The organism is Bizionia hallyeonensis (assembly GCF_042657385.1).
GTDB classification, from domain to species: domain Bacteria; phylum Bacteroidota; class Bacteroidia; order Flavobacteriales; family Flavobacteriaceae; genus Algorimicrobium; species Algorimicrobium hallyeonense.
The window spans coordinates 495,425-512,740 of the sequence record NZ_JBHSLA010000002.1 but is presented as its reverse complement, the minus strand read 5'-3'; the positions used below and the strand labels follow the sequence as shown (position 1 = coordinate 512,740).

General features: G+C 34.2%; 14 protein-coding genes. 11 read left to right on the top strand and 3 right to left on the bottom strand.

The window, feature by feature from the left end:
* Positions 1 to 79 precede the first annotated feature (79 nt).
* The 5 genes from ACFPH8_RS07755 to ACFPH8_RS07735 all read left to right on the top strand — a co-directional run bounded on the left by ACFPH8_RS07755 (position 80) and on the right by ACFPH8_RS07735 (position 7,850).
* Entirely contained in the window at positions 80 to 4,465 is a 4,386-nt protein-coding gene (locus ACFPH8_RS07755; RefSeq protein WP_376859885.1) for a translocation/assembly module TamB domain-containing protein, read from the top strand.
* Positions 4,466 to 4,533: 68 nt separating this feature from the next.
* Positions 4,534 to 5,520: a 6-phosphofructokinase gene (gene pfkA, locus ACFPH8_RS07750; protein ID WP_376859883.1), complete on the top strand. Its 987-nt coding sequence runs from the start codon at positions 4,534 to 4,536 to the stop codon at positions 5,518 to 5,520.
* 29 nt (positions 5,521 to 5,549) lie between these two features.
* Complete coding sequence (gap, locus tag ACFPH8_RS07745) at positions 5,550 to 6,551, top strand: type I glyceraldehyde-3-phosphate dehydrogenase (protein WP_376859881.1); 1,002 nt, start codon at positions 5,550 to 5,552, stop codon at positions 6,549 to 6,551.
* 73 nt (positions 6,552 to 6,624) lie between these two features.
* Positions 6,625 to 7,488 (top strand): N-acetylglucosamine kinase, encoded by an 864-nt coding sequence (locus tag ACFPH8_RS07740; RefSeq protein WP_248399362.1) that lies wholly within the window; start codon positions 6,625 to 6,627, stop codon positions 7,486 to 7,488.
* The gene (locus tag ACFPH8_RS07735; RefSeq protein WP_248399364.1) at positions 7,488 to 7,850 is read left to right on the top strand and encodes a methylglyoxal synthase; all 363 of its coding nucleotides are present in this window, start codon (positions 7,488 to 7,490) and stop codon (positions 7,848 to 7,850) included. Before ACFPH8_RS07740 ends, ACFPH8_RS07735 begins: the two co-directional genes overlap by 1 nt.
* A 37-nt stretch (positions 7,851 to 7,887) precedes the next feature.
* On the opposite strand, the gene ACFPH8_RS07730 is transcribed toward ACFPH8_RS07735, so the two are convergent.
* A complete protein-coding gene (locus ACFPH8_RS07730; protein WP_376859878.1) occupies positions 7,888 to 8,928 on the bottom strand; it encodes a GMP reductase in 1,041 nt (346 codons plus the stop codon).
* Between the two features lie 182 nt (positions 8,929 to 9,110).
* Between ACFPH8_RS07730 and ACFPH8_RS07725 the strand changes: the two genes are divergently transcribed.
* On the top strand, positions 9,111 to 10,031 hold the full coding sequence (locus tag ACFPH8_RS07725) for a transporter (protein ID WP_376859876.1): 921 nt from the start codon (positions 9,111 to 9,113) through the stop codon (positions 10,029 to 10,031).
* A gap of 5 nt (positions 10,032 to 10,036) precedes the next feature.
* On the opposite strand, the gene ACFPH8_RS07720 is transcribed toward ACFPH8_RS07725, so the two are convergent.
* Positions 10,037 to 10,417 (bottom strand): Rid family detoxifying hydrolase, encoded by a 381-nt coding sequence (locus ACFPH8_RS07720; RefSeq protein WP_376859874.1) that lies wholly within the window; start codon positions 10,415 to 10,417, stop codon positions 10,037 to 10,039.
* Positions 10,418 to 10,452: 35 nt separating this feature from the next.
* Positions 10,453 to 13,206: a putative LPS assembly protein LptD gene (locus ACFPH8_RS07715; protein ID WP_376859872.1), complete on the bottom strand. Its 2,754-nt coding sequence runs from the start codon at positions 13,204 to 13,206 to the stop codon at positions 10,453 to 10,455.
* Between the two features lie 86 nt (positions 13,207 to 13,292).
* Between ACFPH8_RS07715 and ACFPH8_RS07710 the strand changes: the two genes are divergently transcribed.
* From ACFPH8_RS07710 to ACFPH8_RS07690, 5 genes are all read left to right on the top strand, one after another.
* Positions 13,293 to 14,420, top strand: coding sequence for an N-acetylmuramoyl-L-alanine amidase family protein (locus ACFPH8_RS07710; protein WP_376859870.1), 1,128 nt, complete (start codon positions 13,293 to 13,295; stop codon positions 14,418 to 14,420).
* A gap of 55 nt (positions 14,421 to 14,475) precedes the next feature.
* Positions 14,476 to 15,423, top strand: coding sequence for an MlaD family protein (locus ACFPH8_RS07705; RefSeq protein ID WP_376859868.1), 948 nt, complete (start codon positions 14,476 to 14,478; stop codon positions 15,421 to 15,423).
* A gap of 12 nt (positions 15,424 to 15,435) precedes the next feature.
* Complete coding sequence (locus ACFPH8_RS07700; protein ID WP_376859866.1) at positions 15,436 to 16,749, top strand: 4Fe-4S dicluster domain-containing protein; 1,314 nt, start codon at positions 15,436 to 15,438, stop codon at positions 16,747 to 16,749.
* Positions 16,750 to 16,753: 4 nt separating this feature from the next.
* The gene (locus ACFPH8_RS07695) at positions 16,754 to 16,939 is read left to right on the top strand and encodes a hypothetical protein (RefSeq protein ID WP_376859864.1); all 186 of its coding nucleotides are present in this window, start codon (positions 16,754 to 16,756) and stop codon (positions 16,937 to 16,939) included.
* 66 nt (positions 16,940 to 17,005) lie between these two features.
* The gene (locus ACFPH8_RS07690; protein WP_376859862.1) at positions 17,006 to 17,311 is read left to right on the top strand and encodes a hypothetical protein; all 306 of its coding nucleotides are present in this window, start codon (positions 17,006 to 17,008) and stop codon (positions 17,309 to 17,311) included.
* Positions 17,312 to 17,316 lie beyond the last annotated feature (5 nt).

The following is a 17,316-nucleotide window of genomic DNA, read 5'->3' as shown; positions in this document are numbered from 1 at the left end:
ATAACTTTATAAACGTATCAAAAAATTTTTCAAAATACTCGGACGATTAGTAGCAACCTTATTGCTGCTATTTATTATTTTGGTACTACTATTGTCCATTCCTGCCGTTCAAACTGGCATTGCCAAGCATGTTACGAACAGAATAAATTCAGATTTCAAAACCAATATAAATATTGAACGCATCGGTTTGCAAATCACTGGTGATGTGGAACTGAAAGGCGTGCTAATTCGCGATTTTAAAAAAGACACCCTAATTAGCGCTACCAATTTAAATACCTCTATTTTAAGTTTTAAAAATTTATACAACGGTAAATTGGTTTTTGGTGATATAGATTTGGAAGGTGTTATTTTTAATTTGGTGACCTACAAGGGTGAAACCGATACCAATTTAGATGTGTTTGTGGCACGTTTTGATGAAGATAACCAGGAGGTTAGTGAAAGTACATTTTTAATGTCCTCGAGTGATGTTACCATTAGAGATGGTATTTTTAGAATGACGAATGAAAATAATGAAACGCCTAAAATTCTTGAATTTACTAACGTTTTTACCAATGCCACTAATTTATTAATTAATGGTCCAAATGTTAGTATGCGGATTAATACTTTGGCATTTGATGATAGTCGAGGTCTTAAAATGAAAAATTTAGTCACCAATTTTTCGTATACCAAAGAACAAATACGTTTAGATAATTTAGATATTAAAACGGAGAATTCTATTTTAAAAGGCGATGTGAAATTTTCGTACAATAGAGAAGATTTACAGTTTTTTACAGATAAAGTTCAAGTGAATGCCAATTTTACAGAAGCGGATATTGCCTTAAATGAGTTGAATACTTTTTATGATGAGTTTGGTATTAACCAACATGCCACTTTTACGACAAACGTTACGGGAACACTAAATGATTTAAAACTAAATAACTTAAAATTGAACACGAGTAGTAATAGTCGTGTTTATGGTGATTTATATTTTAAGAATCTGTTTAACAAAGAAACGGATAACTTTTATATGAATGGAAAATTTACCAATCTATCATCCAATTACAAAGATTTAAAGGCGCTTTTGCCAAATGTTTTAGGGAATTCTATTCCTTCAGCTTTTGATAGATTAGGCCGTTTTACCATTGTTGGGCAATCTGAAATTACTACATCTGAAATAAAGGCGAATCTTCAAATTCAAACGGATTTGGGCTTTATAGATTCTAATTTAGAAATGAAAACCTTTAATGATGTGGACAATGCCACGTATAAAGGGAAAATAGTGTTTAAAGATTTTGAAATTGGGGAATTCATGGAAAACCCGAAATGGGGAAAAACCTCATTAAACCTGAATGTAAATGGTAAAGGTTTTACTTTAGAAGGTTTAGACACCAAACTTTTGGGTGATGTGTATGCGGTTGTATATAACGGTTATGAATATAACAACTTGGAAGTATCAGGTGTGCTAGGAAATAATATTTATGATGGAAAACTCATTTCCAATGATGAAAATTTAAAACTAACATTTAATGGGTTAGCCGATTTTTCAAAGGAAATAAGTGAGTTTGATTTTGAAGCAGATGTAAACTATGCCAACCTAAAAGCCATGAATTTTGTGAAAAATGATAGCCTATCAACGTTTAAAGGTGTGGTGGTTATGAAGGTTTCAGGTACAACTGTAAATAATGCCGTAGGTAACATTCAATTTAGGAATACATCGTATATCAATGAGCATGATTCTTATTTCTTTGAAGATTTTCAAATAACATCAACCTTCCAAGAAGAGGTGCATTATATTAATGTAAATTCTCCAGATATTATTACGGGACAGTTAAGTGGTGTTTTCCTATTTGAAGATATTGGAAAGCTTTTTGAAAATGCCGTAGGAAGCATTTACGCGAACTATAAACCGCATAAAGTAGTAGAAAATCAATACATCGATTTTAATTTTAATATCTATAATAAAATAGTTGAAGTATTTGTTCCCGATATCGAGCTAGGATCCAACACGTACATTCGTGGCCATGTGGAAAGTCAAGAGGATGAATTTAAATTAACCTTTAAATCACCTAAAATTAAGCTGTTTGATTATTTTGCAGATCAAATTTCTTTACAAGTAGATAATAAAAACCCACTTTTTAATACCTATGTAGAAGTAGATAGTATCAATACCAATTTTTATAATATTTCTAAATTCAACTTAATTAACGTAACCCTAAAGGACACATTGTTTATTAGGTCGGAATTTAATGGCGGTAAAAACAATAAAGATATCTATAATTTAAGTTTTTACCACACCATTAATAAAGAAAATAAATCCGTTGTTGGTTTTAGTAAATCAGATATCACTTTTAAGGGGAATAAATGGATTTTAAATGAAAATAGAAACCGGAATAACCGGCTCGTTTTTGACAATAACTTTAAAAACGTAAAAATAGATTCATTTTTAATGAGTCATAATAGTGAGCAGATAAAGCTTTTTGGAGAATTACGAGACTCTACCTATAAGGATATTAAACTAAATTTTAAGGATGTTGATTTGGCTAAAATAACACCATCCATAGATAGTTTGGATTTACGCGGAAACGTAAATGGTAAGTTGGATGTTTTTCAGCAAAACGGACTCTACCTACCAGACGCCAATATTACCGTGGATGATTTGGAAATTAATAAGCTAGTCCTAGGTTCTTTTGATGCGCAGATTCGCGGTAATGAATCGCTTACAAACTATTCGGTATACGCCAAAATTAAGGATGATGCCAATGAATCCTTTTCAGCTATTGGTATTATTGATGTGGCATCAAATGTTTCAACCATAGATGTCGATTTAAACTTTAATAATTTCAACCTATCACCATTAAACCCATTCTTGTCTGGCATTTTAACAAATATTAGAGGAGACGTTACGGGTGTTGCAAGAGTAGAAGGAAGTTTGAAAAAACCGCAATTAAATGGCGATTTGGTATTAAACAACTCCGGGTTAACGGTTCCGTATTTAAATGTGGATTTTGAATTTGCTAATAAATCATCGGTAACGCTAGATAATCAAAGTTTTGTGTTTAATAATATCCGAATAACAGATACCAAATATAACTCCAAAGGCATTTTAGATGGTTCCATTAATCATATTAATTTTGGCGATTGGAGTTTGGATTTAGATGTTAATACACAACGCTTATTGGTTTTAGATACCCAAGAAGAAACTGAAGATGCACCGTATTACGGAACAGGATTTATTGGTGGTATTGCCAGCATAAAAGGTCCAGCTAATAATTTGGTGATTAGCGTTATTGGTGAAACCAAGCCAGGAACAACCTTTGTTATTCCTTTAACGGACTCTGCCACTTTTGGTGATAATTCCTTTATTCACTTTTTAACACCTGCAGAAAAACTTGCCAAGTCATTGGGTCAGGAGGTGCGAACACAGAATATTTCAGGATTAGAATTAGATTTTGAATTGGATATAACGCAAGATGCCGAAATAGAAATAGTAATTGATAAAGTGTCTGGAAGTACCATAAAAGGAAGTGGTGTTGGTGGCTTGCTAATTGATATTAACACCAATGGTAAATTTAATATTTATGGTGATTTTTCGGTTTTTGATGGTGTTTATAACTTTATGTATGGTGGCATTGTTCAAAAGAAATTTATTGTAGAACCCGGTGGAACTTTGGCTTGGGAAGGCGATCCGTTTTCAGCGCAAATTGAAATAAGCGCTATTTATAAAACACAAGCAAATCCATCACCTTTGCTGGATAACCCTATTAATAGAAGTATACCTGTTCACGTGTTAACTATGTTAAGTGGACCTTTAGAAAAGCCCGACATTGAATTTGAATTCGAATTTCCAAACGTGAGTTCTACGGTGAAATCAGAATTAAATTACCGACTCGATTCCAAAGAAGACCGAGATAATCAAGCGCTATATTTATTAGCAACCGGCGCCTTCTCAAACCGATTAAACGATATAAATATAACCGGAACTATTACCGAACGTTTAAATGGTATTATTAACGGTTTCTTTTCAACTAGTGATAATAAAGTAAACATTGGTTTAAATTACGAAGCTGGCGAAAATACACCCGACTATCAAACCGATGATCGTTTAGGGGTGACGCTTCAAACCAATATAAGCGACCGCATTTTAATTAATGGTAAAGTTGGTGTGCCTGTTGGAGGTGTAAGTGAAACGGTTATTGCTGGAGATGTTCAAATTGACTTTTTATTAAATGATGAAGGTACACTAACAGCTAAAGTTTTCAATCGTGAAAATAGTATCCGGAATTTTGGTGAAGAAATTGGCTATACACAAGGTGTTGGTATAGCATGGAATGTGGATTTTGATACCTTTAGTGAACTGATTCAAATTATTTTTAAAGGTAAACACGAATACGAAGAAGAAAAAGCCAAAGAAGCAGAGCAAGCTGAAAAAAATAATAAAAACCTACCGGGTTACATCGGCTTTAAGGATGAAGAAGAAAAGAATTAAAAACAGTGACAAATAGCATGTTATTTATTGTTTTTCTTTAGTAGATTTACATAATCAAGTATAAAATCATGTCAAAAAATATTAAAATAATAGGTGTTTTAACCTCTGGTGGTGATTCGCCAGGCATGAATGCCGCCATTCGTTCCGTTGTTAGAACCTGTGCATACCATGAAATAGAATGTATTGGTATTTATCGCGGTTTCGAAGGATTGATTGAAGGCGATTTTAAATCCCTTTCAGCACGTAGTGTAAACCACATTATCAATAAAGGAGGCACCATGCTAAAATCGGCTAGATCTAAAGAATTTAGAACAGATGCAGGTCAGCAGAAAGCGCATGACAACCTTGTTAATGCAGGTATAGATGCTTTAGTTATTATTGGAGGTGATGGTAGTTTTACGGGAGGTTTAGTTTTTAATAAAGCCTTTAATTTCCCTATTATTGGTATCCCAGGAACTATAGATAATGATATTTTTGGCACCAACTTTACGTTGGGTTTTGATACCGCTTTAAATACGGTTGTTGAGGTAATTGATAAAATACGAGACACAGCAAGTTCACACAAACGATTGTTTTTTGTGGAAGTCATGGGTCGCGATGTTGGTCACATTGCCTTAAATGCAGGTGTTGGAGCAGGAGCTGAAGAAATATTAATCCCTGAAGAAGATTTAGGGTTGGATAGACTTTTAGAATCCTTAAGACGCAGTAAGAAATCTGGTAAATCATCTAGTATAGTTGTGGTAGCGGAAGGCGATAAAATTGGAAAAAATGTTTTTGAATTGAAAGATTATGTTGAAGAAAACATGGAAGAATACGAAGTGCGTGTTTCGGTATTAGGACATATGCAACGTGGTGGTTCACCATCCTGTTTTGATCGTGTTTTAGCCAGTAGAATGGGTGTGAAGGCAGTGGAAACCTTATTAGAAGGGAAAACAAATTTTATGGTTGGTATTTTAGATAATAAAATTACATTAACACCATTAGAAAAAGCCGTTAAAGGCAAAACAGAAATAAATAAAGAATTATTACGCGTGTCCGATATTATGACCACGTAACAATAATAGTAATAAAAAATAGCAAAATTATGGCAAAATTAAAATTAGGAATAAACGGATTTGGACGTGTTGGTCGTATTGTATTTAGAGCAACTATGGAAAGGCCAGATGTTGAGGTAGTAGCAATTAATGATTTGCTTGATGTTAACCATTTAGCCTATTTATTAAAGTATGATTCCGTTCATGGTCGTTTTAATGGAACGGTTGAAGTGGAAAATGGTCATTTAGTTGTTAATGGAAAAACGGTGCGTGTAACAGCAGAGCGTGACCCGAAAAATTTAAAATGGGATGCCGTAGAAGCAGCTGTTATTGCTGATTGTACTGGGATTTTTAAAACTATTGAGTCGGCTCAAGCTCATATTGATGCGGGCGCCAAAAAAGTGGTAATCTCTGCACCAAGTAAAGATGCACCTATGTTTGTAATGGGTGTTAACCATTTAGATGCTAAAGCAACGGACACCATAGTTTCAAATGCCTCTTGTACAACAAATTGTTTGGCACCAATGGCTAAAATTATGAATGATAATTTTGGTATTGAAGAGGGTTTAATGACAACGGTTCATGCTACAACGTCCTCGCAACATACCGTAGATAGTCCAAGCGCCAAAAATTACCGTTTAGGGCGTTCTGCTTTAAATAATATTATCCCAACAACCACTGGAGCCGCTAAAGCCGTTGGTAAAGTTATTCCAGAATTAGATGGGAAATTAACAGGTATGGCATTTCGTGTGCCTACAGCTAATGTATCTGTTGTTGATTTAACAGTGAGAACAAAAAAAGAAACCTCTTTAGAAGCCATTAAAAAAGTATTTAAGGAAGCTGCTGAAGGTTCTTTAAAAGGAATTGTAGGTTATACCGAAGATGCTGTGGTTTCACAAGATTTTGTTAGTGAAGATCGCACCTGTGTTTTTGATGCCGATTCAGCTATTGAATTGAATTCTCGATTCTTCAAATTAGTAGCTTGGTATGATAATGAGTATGCTTATTCTTATAAATTAGTAGAATTAGCCGAGCATATTAACAGTTTATAAATATAATACTACATTTGAATTCGCAGTTTTATAATTTTAAATTGTAGACTGCGAATTTTTTATTTTTAGAAATATGATAGTAATTGTTGATAGTGGTTCTACAAAATGTGATTGGCTTTCCGTTGATAAAAATGGCAATCATTTATTAGAAAAAATAAAAACCAAAGGTTTAAACCCAGCCATTTTACAAGCGGAAGAACTTTATAAAATAATCAATGAGCAACCAGATTTAAATAAACATAAATTAAATGTTTCTCATGTCTATTTTTATGGAGCCGGTTGCGGAACTGAAAAGCCACGATTACTTTTAAAACAGGTTTTGGCATCTATCTTTACAAATGCTTTAATCGAAGTGAAGGAAGATACCTATGCAGCCATTCGAGCCACCGTTAATAAACCAAATGAAGCAGCTGTGGTTTGTATTTTAGGAACAGGTTCTAACTGTAGTTATTTTGATGGAAGCCATGTGCATCAACGCGTTAACTCGTTGGGATATTCGCTAATGGATGATGCTTCTGGGAATTACTATGGCAAACAGTTAATTCGGGATTATTATTTTTATCATATGCCAGAAACCCTCCGGACTGCTTTTGCCGAGACCTATAATATGGATACAGATTTTATTAAACACAACCTATATAAGCAACCCAATCCGAATGCCTATTTAGCCAGTTTTGCTGAATTTATGTTTTTACATAAGGAAAACGTGTATATTAAAAATTTGATTAAAAAAGGTTTGCGACTTTTCTCTGAAAATATGATTCTTCAGTTTAAAGAAGAAATTAAAACCGTTCCTGTTCATTTTGCCGGTTCTATCTCGTATTTTTCAAAAGATGAAATTTTAGAAATAGCCGAAGAATATCATTACAAAGTGGGCAACATAGTAAAACGACCAATTGATGGTTTGGTTAATTATCACACCAATAAAAACGAATAATGGAAATAGCAATTATAGCACACGATGGAAAAAAGGCGGAAATGGTTCAGTTTTTAAATGAACATAAGGCGTTTTTTCATCAAGATCACATCACTTTAGTGTCTACAGGAACAACCGGAAATAAGGTGGAAAGCGCAGGATTTAAAGTGAAAAAGTTACTATCTGGACCTTTAGGCGGTGATGCGCAAATAGCGGGACGAGTAGCCGAAGGATTGTGCAAAATGGTACTTTTTTTCAGAGATCCATTGGCAAAACACCCACATGAACCTGATGTGTTAATGCTGATGCGTTTGTGTGATGTGCATGATGTGCCATTGGCAACCAATCCGGCAACTGCCTTGCTTTTAATTAAGGGATTGTAAATTGTTTTTTTAAAATCAGCATTCGTTTTCAGTAAACTTACTTGGTATAAACTTGATTTTCTTGTTCAGCCACACGAATAAAGGTTGTTCGTTTGGTAAGCTCTTTTAGACGTTGTGCGCCAACATAGGTGCACGTACTTCGTAAACCACCTAAAATATCAAACACCGTTGTTTCAACAGAACCTCTGTACAGAACTTCAACCGTTTTACCTTCACTAGCACGATATTCAGCAACACCACCAACGTGCTTATCCATAGCGGTTTCAGAACTCATACCATAAAATTGTTTATAGTTTTCGCCATCACGCTCTATCAACTCACCACCACTTTCATCATGTCCAGCTAACATGCCTCCAAGCATAACAAAATCTGCACCAGCACCAAAGGCTTTGGCAACATCACCCGGTGTCGTACAACCACCATCACTTATTATTTGTCCACCAAGTCCGTGGGCAGCATCCGCACATTCTATGATAGCGGATAATTGCGGATAGCCAACGCCCGTTTTAACGCGTGTGGTACAAACAGATCCTGGACCAATTCCAACCTTAATAATATCGGCTCCAGACAATAATAATTCTTCTACCATTTCTCCAGTAACCACATTTCCGGCTATAATAACTTTGTCAGGGTGTGCTTTTCGCGTTTTTCTAACAAAATTGGTAAAATGTTCCGAATAACCGTTGGCAACATCAATACATATGAAATTGAGTTGTGGACAAGCATTTAGGATGTCTTTTAACTTTTTAGAGTCTTCACCTCCCGTTCCTGTACTAACCGCAATATAATTTTCAATTCCTTTTGGCGCCGTATTTATAAAGTTTTTCCATTCTTCTACCGTATAATGTTTATGGATGGTAGTAAATAAGGAGTGTTTAAATAATGCTTTGGCCATGTTAAAGGTTCCAACAGTGTCCATATTGGCAGCCATAATGGGAATCCCTGTCCATGTTTTCTTGCTGTGTAAAAAGGTGAATTCACGCTCTAAACTCACTTCCTTTCTGCTTTTTAAGGTCGATCGTTTTGGACGAATCATCACGTCTTTAAAACCTAATTTTATATCGTGTTCTATACGCATATTAATTTGTAATAAGGATTATTCAAATATACATGTTCCAAATTAGTAAAACTTCATGTGGCTGAAATTCTATGTATTATTTTAAGGTGTTTGATAGAATTCTAATTTAAAATTTTTAATTTATGTTGCTTTAAAACAAAGTAATTATAAACAAATGATCTTTTGATAAATCTAATAATTTTATGAGTAAAAATACATTTAGAAATTTTTGGATTATTCTGTGGTTAATGGGTTTAAATTCTTATGTATTTTCACAGGACATAGAGCCACGTCGTTGGACGCCTTTGCCATTAGGAACGCATGTTATTGGTGCAGGTTATGCCTTTGCTGACAGTGATGTTTATTTTGATCCGGTTTTGCAAACTGAAGATGTAAAACAAAATATGGACATTATTGCCGTTTCTTATGTACAGCCTTTTAAAATTGGGAACAAATTAGCGCGTGTGGATGTTACAATTCCTTATGTTTTTGGAAAATGGGATGGTAAAATTTCTGGAGAACCTAAAACGCTTAACAGACAAGGGTTTGCGGATCCTAGGATTCGCGTTTCTTTAAATTTAATTGGACCCAATGCCATGAATAGGGTTGAAATGATGGAATATATAAAAGCCAACCCAGTAAATACCATGTTAGGTGTGTCATTAGCCGTTAATTTTCCTTTGGGGCAGTATGCGGAGGATCGCTTAATTAATTTAGGTAATAATCGTTTTATTATTAGACCGCAAATAGGAATGGTCCATAATTGGGGGGCGTGGTCTTATGAACTGACAACTTCCGTCTTTATTTTCACGACGAACAACCAGTTTTTTAATCATCAAGAAAAGAAACAAAATCCACTATATGCCGTGCAATCGCATTTAATTCACCGATTTAAAAATAGGATGTGGGTTTCTGCAAGTGCTGGATTAGGAAGTGGTGGTTCCGCAATAATTGATGGTGTATCACAAAATGATGCACGAGGAGATTTTTTAGGAGCCATATCGTTTGGAGCACCAATTACAAAAACACAAGCTGTAAAGTTGTCTTATTTACGCTCGGTTACTTTTCAAGATATTGGTTCGGACAGTAATAAGTTGGGTTTTGGCTGGTCTATGGCTTTTTAAGATTGCTATTTGACAGCCATCATACTAATTTCCACATTTACATATTTTGGTAAATTGGCAACTTCTACGGTTTCACGGGCTGGTGCTGTATCTGAATTAAAATATGTTGCATAAACCGCATTGATTTTTGAGAAATTACCCATATCACTTATAAATATGGTTGATTTAATAACGTTTTCAAAAGTCATGTCAGCAGCTTCTAAAACAGCCTTTATGTTTTGCATAACCTGTTCTGTTTCCAGTTCTATAGTATCCAAAACTAATTCGTTTGTTACGGGATTAATAGCAATTTGTCCAGAGGTATAAAGCATATTCCCTACTAAAACGGCTTGGTTATAAGGTCCAATTGGAGCAGGAGCGTGTTTCGTGTTGATAATTGTTTTCATCTTAAAAGTATATTAGTTAATCGTGTTGGAATACATTATAGTCGTTGGTCAGGCTGGCGTCGTTTATCATATTTAATATCTTTCAGGATATTGGATTTAATCCCAATAAAGAAATACCACGAACTTCTAGTGCTAAAAGGAACCCAGCTAAAATTCATGCGCCAACTTAATAAATCGCGCTCAAAACGTAATTGGGTGTAAGTAAAACCATTGTTTTTAAAATCATAACCCGATGAAGCTCCAAAAGTCCATTGGGGCGCAATTTCTACATCACCAGAAAACATGAGTGAATGTGATGATATTTCATTCTCTCTTCGTGTATTCGTGTAATTAGCAGCGTAGGCAAATTTAACATTCCAAGGAATTTTATTGGTATATAACTTGCTAGGTGTTCGTTCCTTATCATCATCGTCTTTGTCATAATAGCTCTGGTCTGAAAAATCTTGTGCTCGACCAAATAAATCATCGGCACGACCACCGCTACGCAAATTTTCTGCTGTACTTCGGTCGTTTTCTGTGCCATCAAAATCATTACTAGAAATGGAGTAACTCATGGTAATATTGGCACTTGTTAATCGGAATAAACTACCACCATTATCAATATTAAACTTATCAATTTTGGAGTTGTTATTATCTAAAGCATACGGGTCCAACGTTGCTCCAAAGTTAATAGACATTTTATTGTTTAATATCTGTGTACCTCCAGACATTCTTAATGGACTCCAGTTTAATGAATCTCCCGCCAAATTATAGGCTGTTGAAAAATTTAAGTTGTCAAGGAGTTTTATTTTTTTAGCTTCTGTTGCTGATGAATCTTTATCGCGTACTTTAGCTTCTATATTGTTAGATAAACTCATGCCTATTGAACTAGAATAGCGATTATTTGGAATACCAAAAATACCACCTTCAAAACGCGTATATTCCTCTTCTGTAACGGTTAAACCATCTGCACTTACCACCTCATAAGTTTGGTAATAATTACTAAAAGACGGATTAATATTATAGCTCATGGATGGCCTCATAACATGACGAATCTGTTGAATTTTAGGGTCTTTGCCTGCTTTTCTAAAATCGAACATTCCATATAAGGTGGTCCCAACACTAGTACTAAAATTATAGGTTCGGAATGCATCAAAACCTTTTTCAGTTTCTGTAACTACTTTCTTTTCATCAGGATCATAATATTTATTAACCGTTTCAAAAACCCAAGTCTCATCATAAGAGGTACCAGCACTTAAGCTTAAATATTTGAAAACTTTAAAATTTGTTGTTAATGGAATACTGTGTTGCACACCATTTTCTGCACTATCCCACATTTCTTTTTTAAAGAATAGCGAATCAGTTGTTTCTATTCTGTTCTCGGCACGTACATTATACTGAAAATTAACATTCTGAATAATACCTTTCTTAATCCCTTCTTTCGGTGCAAAAGGGAAAATTCGACTTACACTAGCTTGAACAGTAGGTAATGTCATATTAATGACTTCAGTATTTGTGTTTTGCGAATGGGTAGCAGTAGCACTTAAATTAACTTGTGGTTCACCTTGAAAGGTTTTGGCATAGGATACAGATGATGCTAATGTATTATTTAAAAAACTAGGAGCATTAACCTGATTTATAGATGTTTGGTAATATTTGCTGCTTCCTAAATTGACGGATGCTGAAAATCGTGAGTTTGGATTGGCCTTTTGGTCCTGTGCATGGGACCAACGAATATTATAAATATTGGATTTTCCATAGTCCGGAAAACCACGTTCACTATTAATGAGGTTTTCATACCGAAATCCCAAGTTACCACGAAATTTATACCTGCTGGCATAAGCACTTTCCATTCGTAAACCATAACTACCGTTTGTGTAATAGTCACCGAGGACAGCCAAATCAAAATAATCACTTAACGCAAAATAATAACCACCATTCTGAATAAAATACCCACGATTACTTTCTTCTCCAAAAGTAGGAATAATAACACCTGATGTTTGCTTATTTGTTAAAGGAAAAAAACCAAATGGTAAACCTAAAGGCGTTGGTACATCGGCTATTACCATATTAGTAACTCCTACCACAATTTTTTCGCCAGGTACAATTTTTATTTTACTCGCTTGAAAATAGTACTCTGGGTTTTCAATATCTTTTGCTGTTGTAAAACGACCTTTATAGAGAAATATAACAGAATCGTTTACTTTTTTGGTAATAGGCGCAAATATTTTAATATCGCCTTGTTGGGTGTTGGAATTATAAATTAAAGCCTTTTCTGTAACCGTATTAAATTTTATAGAATCGGGTTTCACCTCATTTTCTGCTTGTTTAAAAATAGGCGCTTGCGTGTATAACCCTGTGGAGTCTATAATTCCTTTTGCAAAAACTGTATTGGTATTATAATCAATAACAATAATTCCAGCCTTAAGTTCCATGTCTTCATAATATACTTCTGCTTCATTGTACATGTACAATTTTTGTTCCTTATTATTAAAGGATGTATAATCTGTAGCTCTGTATTTTATGGGGCCCGTAAGCAACTCTTGCTTGGGCTTTACCGTATCATTAAGCGTGGAGTCTTGTCCTTTTTCAGAGGTTATTGGTTTTAAAGCATCACCAACACTCACATTTAAGCTATCGTTATCGGTGCTTGATTCTACCTGTATTCCCGATTTTGGCAAATCTTGAGCAAAGCCAAACGTGTTTATAAACACTGTAAAACTTAGGGCAAAAAGTATGTGAAAGTTGTTTGTACGCAACGCTTTTAAATGTATTTTTGTAAAAGTATGGCTCGGTTTTTGAATTGCCAAAATTACATATATTTTTTGTGATTAAATTAATATATCCAAAAATTCCAAAATTAAAATAAACTATTAAAAAAGTTGTTATATCCTATATGAAAACGAATACCTATATATCTTTCTTATTATATACATTACTTTTAACAGTTTCTTCTGTTAATTCCGTCTTTTCGCAAAGCAAGTCCGATAAATTTGTAGTTGTCTTGGATGCTGGTCACGGTGGTCATGATCCCGGTAATTTAGGGAATGGTTACAAGGAAAAAAATATTGCTTTAAATATTGTTTTGGAAGTAGGTAAGGAATTAGAAAAAAATAAAGATATTGAAGTTATCTACACGCGAAAAACAGATGTCTTCCTGAAATTACGTGAACGTGCTGCCATAGCAAATAAAGCCGATGCCGATTTATTCGTGTCTGTTCATTGCAATGCTTTTACAAATAGTGCGCATGGAACGGAAACTTTTGTGTTGGGTTTACATGCCAATGAACAAAATTTTAATATTGCTAAAAAAGAAAATGAAGTTATTTTCTTGGAGGATGATTATGAGAAGCATTATGAAGGTTTCGACCCTAATTCACCAGAATCTTTAATAGGGTTAACACTTATGCAGGAGGAGTTTTTGGATCAAAGCATACAATTGGCAAGTTATATTGAAACTAATTTCACAGGAAAACTCAACCGAAAAAGTCGTGGTGTTAAACAAGCAGGATTTTGGGTGTTGCATAATACGTATATGCCAAGTGTATTAATTGAAACGGGTTTTTTAACTTATAAACCAGAAGGTGCTTATCTCAATTCAGGTAAAGGACAACATGAAATGTCTATGGCCATAAAAGACGCCATTCTGCATTATAAAAACAATTTAGACAGTAATGTTGGCGATTCTTTTCAACCGGAAATATTGAATGAATCTATTGCAAATGCAATTAAAACAACAGAGATACCTGATGTTTACGAAGGCATAACATTTAAAATTCAAATTGCTGCAAGCTCGCGTAATATTGTGACTAAACCTTATAATTTTAAAGGGTTGGATCCCATATCGAAAGAACAAATAGGCAATCTTTATAAATATTATTTTGGTGATACGTCAGATTATAATGTGGCTAAGCGGTATAAAAATGAAGCGGATGCCAAGGGTTATAATGGCTGTTTTATTGTGGCTTTTAAAAACGGAGAACTCATACCTTTAGCGAATGTGCTAAAAACATCTTCTAATTAAGTACATTCTTTATTAATTTATTTCTAATTTTGTTTAATAACCAAATATCATCAATTTGAAACTATCTAAAGAAGTTAAAACTGCCATATTAGTCCTATCAGGAATCGTTTTTCTAATTTTTGGAATTAATTTCCTTCAGGGCAAAAACCTGTTGGATGGCGCTAATACCTACTATACAGAATTTGATTATAATGCGCTAGCATCATCTTCTCCCGTTACAATAAAAGGAAATTCGGTTGGTCAAATTAAAGAAATTAAATATGTTCCAGAAACCGCTAAAACCCGTGTTACTTTTACGGTTGATAATGATTTGAAACTTTCTAGAAATAGTAAAATCCGCTTGTATTCATCAGGTTTATTAGGCGATAATGCTATTGCAATTGTGGACCCTAATAACGGCGAAATTGCAGAAGATGGCACGACTTTCCCGTCTGAAGTGGAAATGGGATTAGTCCAACAATTAACTGGTAATTTTTCAGATATAAGTCAAGATTTAGGTACAACTTTAAAATCGGCAGACACCTTGCTCATCGGTGTTAATGATATTTTAAGAGATGATTCGGAAAAAGGATTAAGAAATGCTATTGCGGAATTAAATGAAACTATTAAATCGTTTAATATTCTATCTAATTCCGTTACGGCTTTGGTGCAAAAAAACGATGAAAATTTATCGGCAGTAATAAAAAACTTCGATTCCATAAGTGGAAATCTAGCAACTTTTACAGATGGCTTAAAAGAAGTGGATCTTTCAACAACCCTCGCTAATTTAGATAACACTTTAGCAAACGTGAACGCTTTGTTGTCTGATGTGGAACAAGGAAAAGGTACAATGGGGAAATTACTTAAGGATGATAAACTTTACAATAACTTGGAAATAGCGTCTCTACAGTTAAGAGAACTGTTGCAGGATGTTAAACTTAATCCAAAACGTTACGTTAATGTATCTGTATTTGGAGGAAAAAATAAAGACGATTACGAAAAGCCTGAAAGTCCAAGAGAATAAACCAAACCAACCATGAATTATATTCCAAACATACTGTTTGCCATTGCCTTAATTATTGGTATTGGCTATTTTGCTAAAAATGTCAAAAAACTACTTCGTAACATTAAACTAGGCCAAGATGTGGACGTGAGTGATAATACATCACAACGTTGGAAAAACATGATTAATATTGCTTTAGGCCAAAGTAAAATGGTGAAACGCCCCGTTTCTGGATTTCTCCATGTTATTGTTTATGTGGGTTTCATTATAATTAATATTGAAGTCTTGGAAATTATTATTGATGGTATTTTTGGTTCACACAGAATTTTTTCTGAAATATTACGGACATCGGTGTATGGCTTCCTTATTGGATCTTTTGAAATATTAGCGGCTTTAGTATTTGTTTCTGTTATTATCTTTTGGTTGCGTAGAAATGTGATTAAAATACAGCGTTTTTGGAAAGCGGAAATGACAGGTTGGCCAAAAAATGATGGTAATATCATTTTATATATTGAAATGGTGTTAATGGCATTATTCCTGGTAATGAACGCAACAGATCTTAAATTCCAAAGTATGGAATCGGGAAATATTATTAGCCAATTTATTGCACCACTATTTAGCGGATTACCAGAGGCAACGATTCACGCAATTGAACGCGCAGCTTGGTGGTTGCATATTTTAGGGATTTTAGGGTTCCTTAATTATTTATATTTTTCAAAACATTTACACATTCTATTAGCATTTCCTAACACCTACTATGGTAAGGTGAAGCCAAAAGGGCAGCTTGATAATTTAGAAGCTGTTACTAAAGAGGTTAAAATGATGATGGATCCCGATGCCGATCCGTATGCTGCACCAGCTGAAGAAGATGAAAATGAGGTGCCTGCAAAATTTGGCGCTAGTGATGTACAGGATTTAAATTGGGTACAATTATTAAATGCCTACACCTGTACAGAATGTGGACGTTGTACTAGTGAATGTCCTGCAAATTTAACAGGCAAGAAACTATCGCCTCGTAAAATTATGATGGATACGCGAGATAGACTGGAAGAAGTAGGTAAAAATATAGATGCTAATAAAGGCGTTTTTCAAGATGATGGAAAACAATTATTAGACGATTATATAACACGTGAAGAATTATGGGCTTGTACTTCCTGTAATGCCTGTGTGGAAGCCTGTCCGGTAAGTATTGATCCACTCTCTATTATTATGGATATGCGTCGTTATTTGGTAATGGAAGAAAGTGCAGCCCCAATGGAATTAAATAATATGATGACAAATATAGAAAATAACGCGGCACCTTGGCCTTATAACCAAATGGATCGCTTAAACTGGAAAAACGAGTAAAGACATGAATAAATTTTGGTATCAACCTAAAACAATTGTATTTATAGGAATTATTATTTTTGCGGTGGGTTTATGTTATCATTTTTTTGGAAGCAAACAGGATCTTTTCATTAGTGGTATTTTAATAGGAATGGGTTTTGGTACTGTTTTTTCAAATGTTTTCAGATTATTTAATCTTGATAAAATTTAAAATATTAAAAATAGCTTGGTAACATATTGCCTTTTAGTTTGTGTATTTTTTATTGGAATCAATAGTATGCACGCACAAGGTTATGCAAAGGATTCTTTACAAATAAAAGTTTATACGGAAATCACGTATCAAAATAGGGAAGCAGCGGATATTAAACTAATAACGGTTTTTTGCGATTATTGTTCTGAAAAACAAACAACTAATATTGGAAACGAAGCCTTAAATCGCGCCTATAATGAACGCTACAATCCAGATAATATTTTGGAAAACGGCATTAAGAAACTCGCTATAATTATCCGAATCTCTAAAGATGATTTTTTAGAAATGAATAAGGAAACCGAAAATGATAGCCTTCAAAAAAATAGTGAATAAAGCAG